Raw genomic sequence first — 17,546 nt, 5'->3', positions numbered from 1 at the left:
TTACCGTTCCCTCAGCGCTTCCTTCATTTTGTTCAACGGTTTAATCAGATAATCGAGCACCGATTTCTGCCCCGTTTTGATCTCCACGTTAGCGACCATCCCCGGCATTATCGGGAACCGTTTACCCTGCTTATTCACCAGCTCCGCCTGCTGCGTGCGAACATACACGCGATAGTAAAACTGATCGCGGCGCACCTCATCCTGCAAAGTATCTGGCGACACTACCTCAACGGTCCCTTTCAGGTCACCATAAATGGAGGTGTCGTAAGCGGTGATTTTTACCGTCGCCGGCAGGCCGGGGCGAATGTAGGCGATATCGCGCGGGTTTATCCGCGACTCAATCAAAAGCTGGTCCTCCAGCGGCACAATCTCCATCAATTTGCCGCCCGGCTGCAGCACACCACCAACGGTATTGACCTGAATATCCTTCACGACGCCGCGGACGGGAGAAAATAGCGACGCACGTTCAACCTGGTCGGCTTTCCCCGCCATCACCTGTAGCTGCGCGTCGAGATCCGCATCGTTTTTGACCTGTTCTTCGCGTGCACGCACAGCGTACTGGTTTCTCGCTTCATCCATTTTGCCCTGCAGCTCTGCCGCCTGTCGTTCCAGCCGGATAACCTCAACATCACCGGCTGCGCCTCTCGCCACCAGCGGCTTGGTCATTCTGATTTCAGCATTCACCAGTTGCAGCGATTTTTGCAAATTCGCCACCGTTTGATTGAGCGTTCTCCGCCGCGAGTCGTACAGCTGCTGCTCACGTGCCACCAGCGCCGGTTCTTTCAGTGATTCAGCGCTAAACTTCAGCGGCTGCCCGGTCAGCTCAGAACGTAAACGCTCGCTGGACGCCCGCAGCGCCCGTACGCGCACCGCCGCCTCACCAAAATTAGACTGGAAGCGAGTCTGATCGAGCCGCGCCAGCATTTGCCCGCGATTGACGATATCACCCTCTTTCACCAGCAATTCACTCACAATGCCACCGTCAAGGCTTTCAATCACCTGCGCATGGGTGGAAGGGGTGACCTTACCGGTGCCAACCGTCACCTCGTCCAGAATCGCCCAGCGCGCCCAGAGAATGAAGACCAGGAGCCCAAGCACGCTAAGCCAGATAACCGATGAAGAAAGACGACTTTGCCGATTAAGCTCATCCTGCATTTTGGCTTCGATCATGACGCACCGCCCGGAACAATTGAAGCAACATTGCTGTTACGCCGTGCCTGATTCAGCAGCTCGTCGCGCGGACCGTCCGCCACAACCCGGCCATTCTCCAGCACGATAATTCGGTCGACGAGCTTGAGCAGCGCTGGCCGGTGGGTAACCAGCACCAGCGTGCGCCCGGTCAACCACTGGTGTAACTGGCGGATCACCCACTCTTCCAGCTGTTCATCCATGGAGGCGGTCGGCTCATCCAACAGCACTATTTGCGGATTTCGCACGATCAGGCGGCTAAGCAGTACCATCTGGCGCTGTCCACCGGACAAACCGCGGCCGCCTTCGTTAATGAGCCGATCCAGGCTAGCGGCATCCTGTTGCACCAGGTTTATCGCGCCACTGATGCGCAGCGCCTGGATAAGCTCGGCTTCGGTGGCATGCGGGTGCCCCAGCATTAGGTTTTGCCGCAAGGTGCCGAAAAACAGCCGCGAGTCCTGCGATAAATACCCAACCTGACGACGAACATCGTTCGGATCGACATGCGCCATATCGACCCCATCAATAATGGTTTTTCCTTTTGTCGCCTGAACCTGTCCAGACAACAACCGCAGCAGCGTCGATTTCCCCGCCCCGGTTTTCCCCAAAATGGCCACTCGCTCACCGGGCATAATCTCCAACCCGTCGATGTTCAGCGCCTGTTCGCCTTTTTCCACATCGTAGCTGTATTGCATTTGCTGCATTTGATAGTGCCCCGCCAGCACAGGACAATGCGCCATCTTTTTGTCGGCCTCTTTATCCAGCGGCTTTTTCAGCAGTTCATCCAGCCCGGTCATGGCGGATTTTGCATGCTGCCAGCGGGAAAAGACCATCGTCAGCTGCATCAGTGGTGCAATCGTACGCGAAGACAACATGCTGCAAGCAACCAGCGTACCGGTGGTGATACTGCCATCAATCACCAAAAAACAGCCAAACACCAGCATACCGGCATACGTAATCTGCTGGACGGTCGACGCCCAGCCGCTAAGCCTTGCGCCCCAAACGCGCTGTTTCATGCCAATACTGGCCCCCACCGCATGAGTTGTTTCCCATTGACGCTGGAAGTAGGGTTCAGCCTGTAGCGCCTTAATGTCTTCAACCCCTTCGATCGACTCCACCAGCACCGCATTGCGGATCGCGCTTTCGCGCATCCCCTCTTTCGCCAGCTTGGCCATCGGCCACTGCACCAGTAAACCAGGGATCACAATCAACGGAATGGCGATCAGCGGGATCACCACCAGCGGGCCGCCGACCAACGCAATAATGCCTAAAAACAGCAGAACAAACGGCATATCCATCGCCGCGCCCACGGTGGTCGAAGTCAACAATTCACGCACCTGATCCAGTTCGCGAAGCTGAGAGATAAATGATCCGGTGGATTTGGGGCGCGCATCGTTTTTTATCGACAGTGCGCGGGCAAAGAACATTGCCGATAGATCGAGATCGATATGTTTGCCCATAATGTCAGACACATAGGTTCGCGCCAGACGGATCATATACTCCAGCGCCGCCGCCAGCAGCACGCCGAAGAACAGCACCCACAGCGTGGGGAAAGATTGCGCCGGGATAACGCGATCGTAGACCTGCATGGAAAACAAAATCCCCGCCAGCGCCATCACGTTGCCCACGATAGAGGCCAGCGCAATCTCCGACAGCTTGCGCCCGGTATGGCGGAAGTGACGCCAGAACCAATGCGCTTCCCACGGATGGGTAAAGTCATCAATACGTGAATCTCGCCCGCGTACGGCAATGCCCAGCATCACCACTTCGGGGTTAATGCGGGTAATCAACGTCTCCAGCGACTCTTCACGCACCAGATCGCCGCCGTTGTTAAGCCAGTAGGTCACCAAACCATCGGCGTTCAGCGCTTCCAGCAGCATCAGCTCGCCGCTTTCTAGCTGCACGATGACCGGTAGGTTCTGCGCGCTCCAGCGCATTTTTGCCAGCGGAACACGGTGTACCTGCAACCCCATTAAACCGCTCAATCGCTCGAGCCGGGCACTGAGGGGCAGGTTTTCAAACCAGCGCATCTGTTGGCGCACCGCTGGCGCATCGGCGGGTAAACCAAAACGCCCCGCCGCACGTACCATGACGTTAATCCAGCTTTCGGTATCAGGCTCTTGCATAAACACTCCTGCCTTTTGAGGGCTTATAGTGCGGGCAGGTCATCACCCACGGTACGACTGCGCTCAATCCCGAGCATATCCAACAAATTATCCGCCGCGCCGGCGTAGCGAACGGCGGCGTCCCACCCGTCATAGCGGGCAGTAATCGACGCGCTGTCGGCCTGAAACACATCCTGTTCAACGCTCAGAAGATCGTTCAGGCTACGCTTGCTGAGGCGATATTCATCACGGTAAACGCGACGTGCCAGTTCAGCGCTGACCGACTGTGCCTCGCCCGCCTGCTGGCGCGTCTGCGCACCGGTCAGGTCAGCCCAGGCGGTGGCGGCACGCTGGTTGATATCCAGCTTGCTGGCTTCAACCTGCGCCTGAGCGCTCGCCCGATCGCCCTGTGCTGCATCTACGCGGGCGCTGACCGCGCCGCCCTGATAGATTGGCGCATCAACCACCAACTGCACCTGGTCATCCCAATAGTTGCTTTGATCGTTTTCGTAACGAGTACGCCCCGCTTGTACCGAGATCGTCGGCCAGTGCTGCGCCTGCGCCTGGCGAATACGCTGCTCCGCCGCCAGCTGTTTGGACTGCGCGCTGCGCACGGCGTTATTGCGCTCATAAGGCAGCGCATTTACCGAGATTTTCTGCTTCATAAGATCTTCTGGCAGATCGGGAAGTGAATTTGACATGACCCCGGTGAGCACGCTAAGCGCCGCCTGCGCGGTATGCATTTGTGCTTCATACTGCGCCTGCGTCGCGTTCATTCCGGCAATCCGCGACTGCGCTTGCAGCACGTCGGACTGTGAACTTAATCCCGCCTGAGCACGCAGTTTGGCCATCTCTTCAATGTTGTTAAGCGATTGAATGTTGTCGCGCGCCACCTGCGCCAGCGCCTGGTAACGTTTTACCTGGAGGTAGGTCTGCAACGTTTGCGTCGCGACGTCATTGAGCGTGCTGTAAAGGTCGAAGCGCCAGGCATCGGAGAGGTTGTTTTGCTCATCGATACTGCCGCCCGTTTTGCCAAAATCGTACAGCAGCTGTTTTAGCAACACACCGCCAGAACCGTTGTTATTCAATGACCCGGCGGAGTCGGTACGGTGCGATCGCCCCATATTGCCCTGCAGGGAAACCTGTGGGAACCAGGCGCTTTTCGCTTCATCAAGATTGGCTTTCCCCACGCGAATTTGCGCCGCGGCCTGGGCGATTTTCGGGTTGCGGGCAAAAGCACGGAGGATCGCTTCCTTAATGGTGAGCTGTGCCTGAAGTTGTTCACTCGGCGCGGACTGCCAGCGATACTGCGCGTCCCCACCGGGTGCCGCCAACAGACTCGCAACGGGCACAGCTAATAACAACAGACATACGGCGTTTTTCATTTGTCCACCTTAGGATTGCCCGTGGTGATATTGTCAGTCGGTAATTAGCCTCGTCCCTGAGGCGCGTTCTGTTAAACCATGTTGACGTGCAAACCATGCTGGATAAGCACATCGCTGAGCGTATTGGTCTGCGAACTGTTGTGGTAAATATCGAACTGGACACCATCTACTTCGCGTTGGCCGGTAACGGCCCAGGTATCATTTGCTCCCTGCTTGAGGTTGACCTGGTCGCCGTCACTGCCTTTAATCAACAGATCGTCCGCCGGTTTATCGGTGATCGTCAGCGCTTCGTTAACGTCCAACGTCACGCTGTTATTCCCCGCCCTGCCGAGATCGATAACTTCAATGTTGTGCACTTTCCCTGCAAGCTCGATCAGGTTCAGCACCATGTTCGAACCGTCGAGCACCAGCGTATCGGTACCTGCCCCACCATCAATTTCGGTAAACCCGAGAGTCGACAAGTGGATTGTGTCGTTACCCGTACCGCCATGTACGCTATCGCTGCTCAAGGTCGTACCGTCGGCCAGCGAGATCGTGAGCCCGCCAATGGTGTAAGCCGCCTCCGACGTCGTCGTGCTTTCGGTGGTTGTACCGTCAGTGGTTGTGGTCGTGTGCGTCGTCGTGGATGAGTTGTCCGTTGATTGCGTACTGGTATTATCCTCCGCACTGGCCGTCATCAGGGAGAAGGTGGTCGCCTCTGCCGCCAGCGTCGTGGTGCCCGCTGGCGGCGTTGTGGTGGCATTCCCGCCCCCTAAACCAATGTTGAGATACCCAACGTTGCCCGCCACATCCGCGGCATAGAGGTTGATGATGGTGCTCAACGACAGGATTTTTGCCAAATCCAGCCCGACGTCGAGCTGTGCCGACCATTTACCGTCAGAACCGACAACGGCCGTGGAGGTCGCCAGGTTCACCAGGTTAAGATGAACAATTGAGCCCTGGTCAAGGTTCGTTGAGGTCCCGCTGATGGTCAGTTTGACCGATGACACCAGCCCTAGCACTACGTTCAGCAACAGGCCAACCAGGTTAGTTAACGGCGTCATGCTCAGGGTCGGCTGGGTAAATTTCACCTGCACATCGGTCGAGGTTGACGTGGTATTTCCCACCCGGTCGGTAACCGAAATCCCGACGGTAGTTGAACCATTCGCCAGCCCTTGCAGCAAGCTCTTGTTCACCGTCGCCGTCCAGTTACCGCTGGAATCCACCACCGCATTGAGCTGCGTCCCGCCGAGCGTCACCACGACCGTGGAACCGCTCACTACGCCGCCAATCTTGCCGCCGATCACCTGTCCACTTGCTGCTTCGCTGATATTGAGGTAACCATCGTTACCGAACAGCGAGGTCAACGAAATCGTTGGCAGATTGTGGGTGATGACGTCAACGGCGCTGGCAATGGTTGCCACCTTACCGGCGGCGTTGGTCAGCGCAACGCTGACGGATTGAGAGCCGTCGGCCAACGCGCTGAGATCCGCTTTGGGTATCGAGACGAGCCAGCTACCGTCGGCAGCAATCGTCGTGAGGTAATTTTTCCCCCCCAGCGAGACCGTCAGCGTCGTGCCCACCGCATTCTGGCTGGTACCCGAAATGGTCTGCGCAACGCTCACATCAGCCAGACTCAGCGCACTGTCGCCAAACAGCGAAGAAATGGACACCGTCGGCGTTGCCTGAATCGACACGCTGGCATTTTGCGAGGCCGTCGCTACGTTACCTGCAACATCCGTTGCTTTAACCGTCACTGCCAGGCTGTTGGTTCCGTCCGGCAAACTCTGGAGCGACACTGATGGCACGGCAATTTGCCACACACCGTTCGCACCGACCGTGGTATTGAAGGTGAGTGCCCCCACCGTCACCACGATTTGCGTGCCGACCGCCAGATGCGTGCTGGTCCCGGAAAGGATTGGATTGGTCAGGAGATCGACCAGGTCAAGAATACCGTTGCCAAACAGCGTATTCAGCCCAACTGTCGGCACCCCTTGTACGATGGCGTTAATCAATTGGCTACTGGAGACCGTATTCCCCACCGCATCCACGACCGACGCGCTGACGTTCATCGCGCCATCGGCAATAGACGACAGTACGCCCGCAGGCAAGGCCAGCGACCAGGTGCCGTTGGTGATGTTAGCCAGATAGCTTGTGCCCCCAACCGTCACCGTGACCTGACCGGAGGTCAGCCCGGTCACCGTCCCGGAGATGGTCTGCGCCGCCACGGCTTCGGCATGGTTCAGATAGCCGTCGTTGCCGAACAGGGAGGTGATCGCCACCGTTGGCAGGTTTTTCAAGCCCACCGTAATCGCCGCACCGGCGGTGGTTGAGACGTTGCCGTCCGGGGTGGTGATTTTCACCGACGGCGTAAAGGTGCCATCGGCCAGACTTGCCAGATCGGTCGGCGTTAAACCGATGGTGAAGCTGCCCGACGCCGTCACCACGCCATTAAACACTTTCGTGCCAATGGTGACCTGCACGGTGGACCCCAGCGGGGCGTTCAAAACCGTACCGGTGATGGTTTGGTTAATCAGCGAGTCAGCGACGCTAAGCAGCCCGTCGCCAAACGCCACGACGCTGTTCAAGACCGGGGCTATCAGATCGACTTTAATCGTGCCGGTCTGGCTCGCCGGGTTGCCGTACTGGTCAGTGGCGGTAATCGTCACCGTCTGATTACCGCTGCCCAGCCCTTGCAGCACTGATTTCACCGCATCCGGCAGATTCACCGACCAGTGCCCGGTATTATCCACGTTGGTGGTGAAGGCCGTGGTATTGCCTATCTGGATGGTTAACGTGCGCCCAGCCAGATTGGTCGCCGTACCGCTTAACAGCGCGCCAGCCAGTTCAGGAATACTCAGCACGCCGTCGCCAAACAGCGCATCCAGCGAAATCATCGGCAGATTGTGGCTGACCACCGTAAAGCTGGCGTTGGTATTGATGACGTTGCCGTATTTATCGGTAACCGCGACGCCTATCGATGCCGCGCCGTCCGGCAAGCTACTCAATAGCGCAGACGGAAGGTTCGCCGTCCAGTTCCCCAGCGCATCAACGGTGGCCGTAATAGCCTGCCCGCCGAAATTGATAACCACTTTAGTTACATTAGTGACGTTACTGACGGTACCCGAAATTACCTGGTTAGCCGTACTTTCCGCGAGGTTCAGGAAGTTATCGCCCGCCACCAGCACATTGCTAATCACCGGCAGATTGGTTAATGCCAGGCCGAAATCGACCGTTTTATAGGTCGTGTTGCCGTTGGCATCCACCACATCGACACGCAGTTGCAGCGTATTGGTCACCAGTCCCAGCCAAATCGACGGCGGCAACGAGAAGGAGTACGACCCATCTGCGGCGACAGCGATGTTGTTGAGCGTGAAGTTGGCCCCGGCAATCGTCAGCGACACTTTCGCGCCCTGGTAATTACCGTTGATATGCCCGGTGAGCGTCTGCGTGACCAGCGACTCCGCAACGTTCAAAATGCCGTCGTTAAAGACCTGGTCGACAACCACGCCCAGCCCGGCATTCAGCGCCACATTCAGCGACACATTGTTGGTGGAAACGTTACCCGCGGCATCTTTTGAGGTGATACTGACCACCTGTGCGCCATCCGTCAGCGAAGACAGATTGAGCTGCGGGAAGGTGTAGCTCCAGTTACCCTGCGCATCGACGGTCCCGCTCCATGTCAATGGCCCCAGCGTAATGGTAACCGCATTTCCCGGTTCGCCCTTACCTTGCACCACGATCCCGGTCGCCATGTTGACCGTACTCAGTACCGCCGGGATCCCCGCCGCATCAACCGTCAACAACGGCGCGACGCTATCAACCGTGAAGGTCTGCGACGCATTCGTCTGGTTGCCCGCAGGATCACGGATGGTGGCTGTGATGGTGTAACTGCTGTTCGCCAGCGCCGCCATATCGGCTTGAGGAACGTCTACCGACCAAACGCCTGCCGCAACCAGCGCGGTGTACGTTTTGCCGTTCAGGGTAATCGTCACCAGGCTGCCGTTAGCATCTGACGTTCCGCTAATGGCCTGAGCGACACCTTTCTCCGCGGCATTCACCAGGTTATCCACCGCAAACGCGCCGACGGTTAAGGTTGGTGCCACTGTATCAATCACTACCGTTTGCGACGCGGGAATTGCCGCCTGGGCGTTACTTTGTACCGTAAAGGTATACGTCCCATCCGGAAGAGAAGCGCGAGGAATGTCAAAGTACCAGCTACCATCGGCTGCCACCAACGCCGTCCCCACTGGCGTCACACCGTTGAGGATAGTGACCGTGGTACCGGCCAGATTGAAGGCATGACCGGAAAGATGCAGGTTGCCATTGGTAAACTCACCGGCATTAACGTAGTTATCTCCCGCCACCAAATCCATATTGACGGAATAAGATAGCGGCGTCAGGTTAACGGTCAGTACTCCGCCATTCCCCACTATGCCGCCAACGTTTCCTGCTTTATCAATCCCTTCAACGGTAATTATCCCCGTTTGCAGCGTAGCCATTTGTGCTGGCGTCAACAGCAGTGACCAGCTACCATCCGCCTGCACCGTGGTGGTGAAGACGCTGCCACCGGTAAAGGTGACACGTATCGTGTCGCCGGTTTGCAGATTGGTGGATGTCCCGGTAATTGACTGGTTGGTTTGGCTTTCCGCGTAGGTGAGCAGGTTGTCGCCAGCAAACAATGTGCCAATGGTTACCGTCGGGATATCCAGCAGCAGGGTCACCGTCGAGGTTGCCGTATTGACGTTATGCGCGCCATCCTCTACCGACACGATAATGCTCTGCGCGCCTCTCGCCGTCACGGTCCCCCAGGCGGTGGCGTCCATCGTCAGGCTCCACTGCGTACCGTTGACCGTCGCATCGAAGGTTTTTCCGCCAATGGTGACTTTCACCAACGTCCCGTTCGGGTAAGACGTTGAGAACGTGCCGCTCAGCGTTGTTCCCGTCAGCACCTCCGCCGCACTAACGTAACCATCGCCAAAGATAGGCGAGGTGATCGTCACCGCAGGTGGTGTCAACGCAACCTGGTAATTGGTGGTGCTGGTGCTGCTGTTACCGTACTGATCCTGGGCGTAGATCGTGATTTGATGCTGGCCCGCCGTCAGCGACTGCAATGAACCTGCCGGTAAGCTCACCGACCAGTTGCCTGACGGATCCACATTGGCGGTATAGGTAATGCCATTCACATCTATTTTTACCGTGACATACTGATTCGCCCCGGTCACACCGGTCGCCCCGATAAGCGTCACCGCGCCCGCAGCTTCCGTGATGTTGAGAATGCCATCGCCGAACGGGTTGATGACCGTTGGCGCAGGCAGGCTGGTGTGTACCGTGACGTTTGGCGTATCACCCGGAACGGTGCTTGCGCTGTTACCCGCACGATCGGTAACCGTCACGCTAAATCCGAGGGACGCATTATTGGTCAGTGCAGACAGATCCAACTGCGGCACGGTCACCACCCAGTCACCGTTATCATCCACCGTACCGATATAGGTTTTGGTGCCCAGAACCACGGATACCGTTTGTCCTGCGCCCTTGACGCCCGTGTTCCCTGTAATTGATTGGTCGGTCAGGATCTCGCTGGCGCTGATGGCAAAATCACCAAACGGTATGGCGTAGTTTGCCTTCGGCAACGCATGGGTAATCACGTCGAAACTGCCCTGCCCGCTGGACTGGTTGCCGGCGATATCGGTCACTATGATGCTAACCGGCAAGGTCCCATCCGGTAGCGCCTGCAACGTTCCCGTATCCAGAAGCAGCGACCAGCTACCGTCGGCATTCACCGTTGCGGCGACCTGCGTACCATTGTTGATGCTGACCATCACACTTTTGACAAGCGAAGCCGACAGCCCGATTTGCCCGGTAATTGTCTGACCTAACGCGACTCCCGCTTCGGCGGCGTTGAGAATACCGTCGGTAAACGGCTTCGTCAGATCGGGTTGCGGTAATGGATCGGTGCGGACATTAATGGAGGTATCGGCGGAGACGGCGGTATTACCCGCGCGGTCAGTCACGGACACCTTCACAACATGCGTACCATCAACAATCGAGTTCAACTGCTGAGGAGTGAGTGTAACCGTCCAGTTGCCGTTAACATCAACGGACCCGGTGTACTCCTGTAAACCATCAAGGATAATTTTGACCGTTTGCCCAGGCCCAGCCTGCCCCGTTGAGCCCGTCAGCTGTACGCCCGCGTTGGCCTCTGCCTGGCTAAGAATATTGTCATCACCAAACAACGGGCCTATCAACGCCGCGGTTGGGCGCTGCAACACCACATCCAGATTACCGTTCACCGTCGCCGGGTTACCCCAGGCATCTTGTCCCGTCACGGTCACGGTGAACTGCCCGCTGGTGGTCAGTAAACCAGCACCAACCGCTACCGACCAGGTGCTGCCGGAGACCGTTCCGGTGAAAAGCTGGCCATTAATATTGACAACCACGGTTGAGCCGTCTGCCAGACCGCTGGCTGTGCCCGTCAACGTTGCGCCGTTCGCCGCTTCATTAATGCTGACAATGTTATCGCCAAACATGGTGTTCAATGTGAGGCTCGGCCCACCGGTGGTTTTCACGTTGATGCCCACCGTCTGCGAACTGCTGTTCCCCTGTGCATCGGTACTGCTGAACGTCAACTGTGAAGAACCTTGCGGCAGTGATTTGAGGTCCGTTGTCGAGATCGACATCGACCAGTTTCCATTCTGATCAACCACCGCCGAGAGCACTTTATTATTGATGGACAGCGTGACCGTCTCACCTGCAGTACCGGTTCCGTTGACGATTTGATCGACGGCCGCCTCTGCAATACTGACTCGCGAATCGCTGAGGAACGAGTTGGCGAGATCGACCACCAGCGTTGGCGCGCTGGTATCCACCGCGACGTTGTGGGTGGCGGAGGCCGGGTTTTGCGCGGCATCGGTCGCCGAGGCGGAAATGACGTAAGGGGCGTTTGTCGGCGTGTCGGCAAGCGCCTGCACATCCGCGCGCGGTACGGTAACGTTCCAGCTACCGTTACTCCCCACGCTGCCGGTATAGATATTACCGTTGAACAACACGGTGATAACCGTACCGGACGCCAGATGCGTCGACGAGCCGGAGATCGTCAGCGGCGCGTTATGTTCAAGGGCGTTAATCACATCATCCTGCGCCACCGTGCCAATAGTGATCGTCGGCTGTGACGCCGGCTGGGCGACAAACGTCACGTTGTGATTCACCGATGCCGTGTTACCCGAAATGTCCGTCACGGTAGCGGTAACCACTCGCGCGCCGTCCGGTACGCTTGCCAGGTCGAGCACGGGTACGCTGACCGACCACGTTCCATCGGCGAGCACCGTCCCGGAATAGGTTTTGCCGTTCAACGTCACGGTGACCGATTGCCCCGCTTCCACCCGCACCGTGGTGCCGGAGATAATCAGTGGATTACCGGCTTCGCTGGCATTAATAAAATCATCGCCAGAGACTTTGCCAATTTGCACCTGCGGTGCATTCGCGGCAGATGCATCAAGGGTAAAGCTGGAGGTTACCGTATTGCTGTTACCGGCATAATCCGTAATCGTCACTTTCACCGTGACCGGGCCATCCGGCACGCCGGATAACGCCCCTGCCGGTAAGGCGATGCTCCAGGTGTTATCAGACTGCAGAATCGCGTCGTAGTGTTGCCCATTGACCAGCACGCTAATGGTCTGGGGATGCGCCGGATCGTAGACGCCCGTACCGGTAATGTTGACGGTGCCTGCCGCCTCAATGCTGTTGACAATGTTGTCGTTGGTAACCGTATTAATCCCTAAGATCGGCGCGGTCGTGTCCACAACAACAGGCGTGGTGGTGGTATTCTGGTTTCCAGCCGCATCCGTCACCGTAACGGTCACGGTATGTCCGCCCTGGCCTAGCGCGCCAAGCTGCGCAGGAGTTAACGGCAGCGTCCAGTTACCGCTGGCATCCACCGTCGCCGTCAGCAATGAACCGTTATCCAGTCTGACGGTCACCGTTTGCCCCGTGCCCAGTACACCGGTGCTGCCGCTAAGGTTACCGCCCGCCGCCGCTTCTGCGGCATTCACCACGCCATCGCCAAACGGCGCGTTAATGGTAGGCTGCGGTAAGTTATGGGTAATGATGGTGAACTGGTGTTCGCCGGAAACGGCTTTACCGTCGATATCCACCGCAGAAACCGTCACCGTCGCCGTGCCGTCGGCAATTGCGCCCGCGGCAGACATCGGTACCGTCAATTGCCAGAATCCGCTAGCGTTAACCGTGGTGGTGTATTGCACGCCGTTGAGCGTGATGGTGACGGTACCACCGTCAGGAATGCGCGCCGACGTCCCGTTGATGGTCAAACCATCGGCAATATCAACAGCGCTGATTTTGTCATCAGACTCGATGGGGTTAATCGCAATAGCGCTGGCCGTGGTATCGACATTAAAGGCGTTGGAGACCGTCTGGGAAGCGTTACCTGCCGAGTCCGTCACGGTGACAGAAACCAGGTAGGTACCGTTCGTCAGGCCGCTGACCACGCTCGGCGAGACAGGAATTGTCCAGCTGCCGTCCGCGCTCACCACTCCAGTCAACGTTGTCCCATTAAGATTAATCACCACCGTCGCGCCCGGTTCAGCGGGTACCGTTTTGCCGCTCAGGCTAAAACCTGTGTTCAGTTCAGCGATATCAAGCGTATTGTCACTGGTGACCGGGTTCATCACCACGTTCGGCGCGACGGTATCAACGCTGACGCTACGCACTACTGAGGTGGTATTACCGGCATTATCGGTTGCCGTCACCGTATAGGAATTGATCCCCTGCGACAGCCCTCCCAGTGCGCCGTTGCCCAGGCCAATACTCCAGCTTCCGTTGGTCACCGTGGCGGTGTAGTTGTTCCCGTTAATGGTCACTATCACCGACGCGGTGTCCGTTGAGGTTGTACCGCTAAGCGTTACCCCATTTGTCACGTTGTCATTATTCAATACGTCGTTGCCGTTGAGCGGTGTGATCGACAGCGTTGGCGCCGTTTTATCGACGGTAAAGTTAACATCCGTATTTGAGGTATTGCCCGCGACATCCGTCACTTTGACATTAACGGTGCCAGGGCCGTTAGGCAGGCTCTCCATCGCCCCCTGTGGCAACGTAACAGACCAGGTGCCATCGCTGTTCACAACACCGATATACTGCTGGCCGTTAAGCGTGGCGACCACGGTTTGCCCCGCCCCCGTCACCCCCGATGTACCGGTCAGGGTCTGGTTCTGGCCTGATTCCACAATGTTTACGATGCCATCAACAAACGGCGTATTGACGGAGACCACCACCGGCGTGTGAATCGCCGAGATAAAGTTGTGGCTATCAATCACCGTACCATTGGCCGTCACGACCGTTGCCTGAAGGGTATGCACGCCGTCGGTCAACGCGTTGAGTGCGGTGGCATTGATAAAGGTTTGCCACGAACCATCGGCCTGGATAGCCGCTACATAGCTTGCGCCGTTGAGTAAAATGTTGACGATTGTGCCTGCGGGTAACCCGGCGCTATTCCCGTGGACAGTTAACCCGGCAAGCGCTTCATCGGCATTCAGGTAATCATCATTGGAGATGATACTGATCGCCACCGCATCGGTTTTGGTATCAACATCAAAGCTCGACGTGATGGTTTTGGTTTGGCCGTAAGCATCAGTGATACTGACCGTCAGGTTTTGCGTGCCGTCGCTGAGTTTTTGCAGCGCCGCCGCAGGCAGCGTGATCTGCCAGTTACCGAGTGCATCCGTTACTCCCTGGAAGGTCGCACTTCCCAGCGTTAACGTGACTATACTGCCCGCTTCGGCATTGGAGGTGCCATGCAGAATCTGGTCGACTTTCACTTCCGCCGCGTCCAGCGTGTTGCCATCCGTTAATGCCTGCACCCCGAGTTGCAACGGGGTGGTTTTCACGGAGATGGATTGCGACACAGTCGTGGTGTTTCCGGCCGCATCGGTAAGCGTCACCGTCAGCGGATAACTCCCGGTTTGCAACTGGCCGAGATCCGCACTCGGCAGAGACAGGTTCCAGTTACCATCATTACCCACCACGGTGTAATAGGTTTTCCCGTTCAGGATCACCGTCACCACCTGCCCTTGCTCACCCACACCGCTAATACCACTCAATGTTTGGTTATGCGTCAGCTCAGCGGCATTGAGTTTACCGTCGGTGGTCAGCGGTAAAACGGTCAAAGGTGGAGAAATCGTGTCGACGATAGCGGTTTGCGTCGCTGGCGTTGAGTTGCCCGCCGCATCGCTGGCATTCACCGTCACGGTCAGCAGGCCATCCGGGAGTTTCTGCAAATCGACGGCTGGGATAGTGACGCTCCAGGTGCCGTCACCATCAACCGTGGCGGTATAGGTTTTGCCGCCTAACTGTACTGTCACCTTTTGCCCCGAGCCGGTGACGCCGGTGTTACCGCTGATGACCTGATTGACCTTTTGTTCACTCGCGTTCAGATAGCCATCGTTAAACAGCGGGTCAATCACCAGTTCTGGCACCGTGTGGATCTGCACATTTAACGTATGCTGATCCTGCGCCGTCTGGGTATTCAGGCTTGCCGTCGCGGTGATAACATTTGGCCCGTCTTTCATCGCCAGCAGATCGCTCGACGGGATCGACACGCTCCAGTTCCCGGAGGCATCAATCGTCGACACAGTATAAGATTTGCCATTCACCGTCACGGTAACCGCGACGCCCGCAGCAAATCCCGTTACGACGCCTCGCACAACCAGCGGCTGCTCGGCCTCATGAGCATTGAGGTAGTCGTCGGTTGACACAATGGCAATGGCGATAGCAGGCTGCGTGGTATCGACATCGATAGGAACGGTCTTAATGGCGGTATTGCCGCTGCCATCGTTAACGGTCACCGTCAGCGCATTGTTCCCCTGCGATAACGCACCCAGGTCCCCGGCAGGAATGATCGTTTTCCACGAGCCATCCCCCAGCACTTCCGCATAGTAAGTTTTACCGCCAAGCGTGATGGTCACCACCTGTCCGGCCGGGATATTCGAGGTATGCCCACTGAGCGTTTGGTTGACCAACACCTCTGCGCTATTGACGATATTATCACCAGCAAACGGGTCGACAGAAATATCGGGGGCCGAGAAATTGGTCGTGATCGTCTGGGATTCAACGGTTTTGTTACCCGCGGTATCCGTCGCGGTATAGGTAATGGTATAAGACTGACCATCCCCCAACAGCGCCATATCCGCCTGCGGGATCAGCAACTGCCAGTTACCATTCGCATCAGCCTGGGTGGTGTAGGTTTTGCCATTGAGCGTAACAACGATCGTCGAGCCTGGCTCCAGATCGCTTACCGTACCGCGAACGATTTTATCCGCACTATGCTGCGCTTGATCCACCACGCCGCCGGGAGTGAACGGCGTCAGGGTCAGATCGGGAGGTGTGGTATCAATAAGTATCGAGACATCTTTACTCACCGTGACGCCCGTTTTCGTCGTCAGGGTCACTTTAACGACATACGAACCATCCGCGATGGACTGTAGCAGCGTCGGCGGTATTGAGGCGCTCCAGCTACCGTCTTTATTTACCGTCGTGCTCCAGCTCTGGCCGTTCAGGCTGACGGTTAACGTGCTGCCGGCAAATTGCGACTGCGTATTGCCGCTAACAATCTGCGCAATAGCACTCTCTGCCTGGTTGATAATGTTATCGGTGGCGATAGGAGACACGGTGATAGTTGGTGTCGTGACCGGAGGTTTTGTTGGCGTGTCGCCGTCGCTGTGATGATTACCGCTTCCACCACCAGACGCAGCCGCAATACCAACAATGCCGCCAACGGCAGCCAGTCCGCCTAACACGGCCAGCGCCGAAATTCCCCCAGCCCCAATCAGCGTGCCCAGCGCAACATCGCTAAAGACCGGCACAATAGCCTCAGCCGCCATCGGCGCGGCTTCGACCGCAGGGAAGACGGCATGATGAGTGCCAAGGGCATCTTCAAAGATGAGTTCGCTGTGTAAACCTTCAGCATCAAGCTTAAAGAAGTTCTGGTAACGAACCGTTGTCCCATCTTTCATATGGACAATCAGATCGTTTCCTTGGCGCTCGTATCCGCTCACCACATCCGGTGATGCATTCACCCGAACAACGCTGGTTTCGGTAAGATCCACAACCCGGTCACCATTTTTTGCATATTCCATGACGACATCGCCGGTTTTTCGATTTAATACATCAACTGCACCTGGAAGACTATTTTGCGGGGCCATATTGTCACCTCGAAAAAGCATTATCCGATATCAGCGTCAGAAATTATGATGCACGCGACCTGACGCACAGTATTAAACTTGCGAAATCAACATTTCATGCTAGATGAACACACCGAATACCAAGGGGCTGTTTTTAAACGGAAAATTCATTATTTTCATCGACATCAATGTTTTCACAATATAAGAACATATAATCAATGTTCTCGGTATAGGCAAATGTAAACATCACAATTTATTGGTATTTTTCTTGATACATAATATATCCAATACTTCTGATGCATAAGTTAAGCAGCACTAAACCTTTAGTATGAAATTCATTAAATAGAATTTAAATAATCAGCTTATTAAAGATATTAAATTGCAGATATACGATATATCTTTTTATTAATTAATTACGTACTATCGATACGTTTCGCTACCGTGGTTCGAAGATTTTTCCCAATCAAAAAATGCATCCCGCTGTCAGATTGATTGCAATTCATACAGCAAGCATGTTCCCCAACACTTCCTGCAATATGGACTGGTGTGGCGTATGGCAAATCTGTTATACTCGCTGTAACACATTGGGGCTGATTCTGGATTCGACGGGATTTGCGAAACCCAAGGTGCATGCCGAGGGGCGGTTGGCCTCGTAAAAAGCCGCAAAAAATAGTCGCAAACGACGAAAACTACGCTTT

4 protein-coding genes and 1 other RNA gene are annotated in these 17,546 nt (G+C 56.3%); 1 reads left to right on the top strand and 4 read right to left on the bottom strand.

Annotation, left to right across the window (positions count from 1 at the left end):
* From RDN66_RS01370 to RDN66_RS01355, 4 genes are all read right to left on the bottom strand, one after another.
* On the bottom strand, positions 1-1,170 hold the full coding sequence (locus RDN66_RS01370) for an HlyD family efflux transporter periplasmic adaptor subunit (RefSeq protein ID WP_202217383.1): 1,170 nt from the start codon (positions 1,168-1,170) through the stop codon (positions 1-3).
* Complete coding sequence (locus RDN66_RS01365; protein WP_202217382.1) at positions 1,167-3,314, bottom strand: type I secretion system permease/ATPase; 2,148 nt, start codon at positions 3,312-3,314, stop codon at positions 1,167-1,169. Before RDN66_RS01365 ends, RDN66_RS01370 begins: the two co-directional genes overlap by 4 nt.
* A gap of 23 nt (positions 3,315-3,337) precedes the next feature.
* Positions 3,338-4,678, bottom strand: a complete 1,341-nt coding sequence (locus RDN66_RS01360) for a TolC family outer membrane protein (protein WP_248538360.1) — start codon at positions 4,676-4,678, stop codon at positions 3,338-3,340.
* Positions 4,679-4,749: 71 nt separating this feature from the next.
* A complete protein-coding gene (locus tag RDN66_RS01355) occupies positions 4,750-16,869 on the bottom strand; it encodes an Ig-like domain-containing protein (RefSeq protein WP_308537473.1) in 12,120 nt (4,039 codons plus the stop codon).
* Positions 16,870-17,434: 565 nt separating this feature from the next.
* Between RDN66_RS01355 and ssrA the strand changes: the two genes are divergently transcribed.
* Positions 17,435-17,546, top strand: a transfer-messenger RNA (tmRNA) gene (gene ssrA / locus RDN66_RS01350); the annotation flags it as partial.

The sequence above is a fragment of the uncultured Kluyvera sp. genome, assembly GCF_902485085.1.
Classification (GTDB): Bacteria; Pseudomonadota; Gammaproteobacteria; order Enterobacterales; family Enterobacteriaceae; genus Kluyvera; species Kluyvera ascorbata.
Note: the sequence above shows the minus strand (reverse complement) of the source record. Positions and strands in the feature narration are given on the sequence as shown.

What these genes read in the sequence shown, in the direction of transcription:
- RDN66_RS01360 (WP_248538360.1), bottom strand. Translation starts at nt 4,678, where the DNA reads ATGAAAAACGCCGTATGTCTGTTGTTATTAGCTGTGCCCGTTGCGAGT.
- RDN66_RS01355 (WP_308537473.1), bottom strand. Translation starts at nt 16,869, where the DNA reads ATGGCCCCGCAAAATAGTCTTCCAGGTGCAGTTGATGTATTAAATCGA.
- RDN66_RS01365 (WP_202217382.1), bottom strand. Translation starts at nt 3,314, where the DNA reads ATGCAAGAGCCTGATACCGAAAGCTGGATTAACGTCATGGTACGTGCG.
- RDN66_RS01370 (WP_202217383.1), bottom strand. Translation starts at nt 1,170, where the DNA reads ATGATCGAAGCCAAAATGCAGGATGAGCTTAATCGGCAAAGTCGTCTT.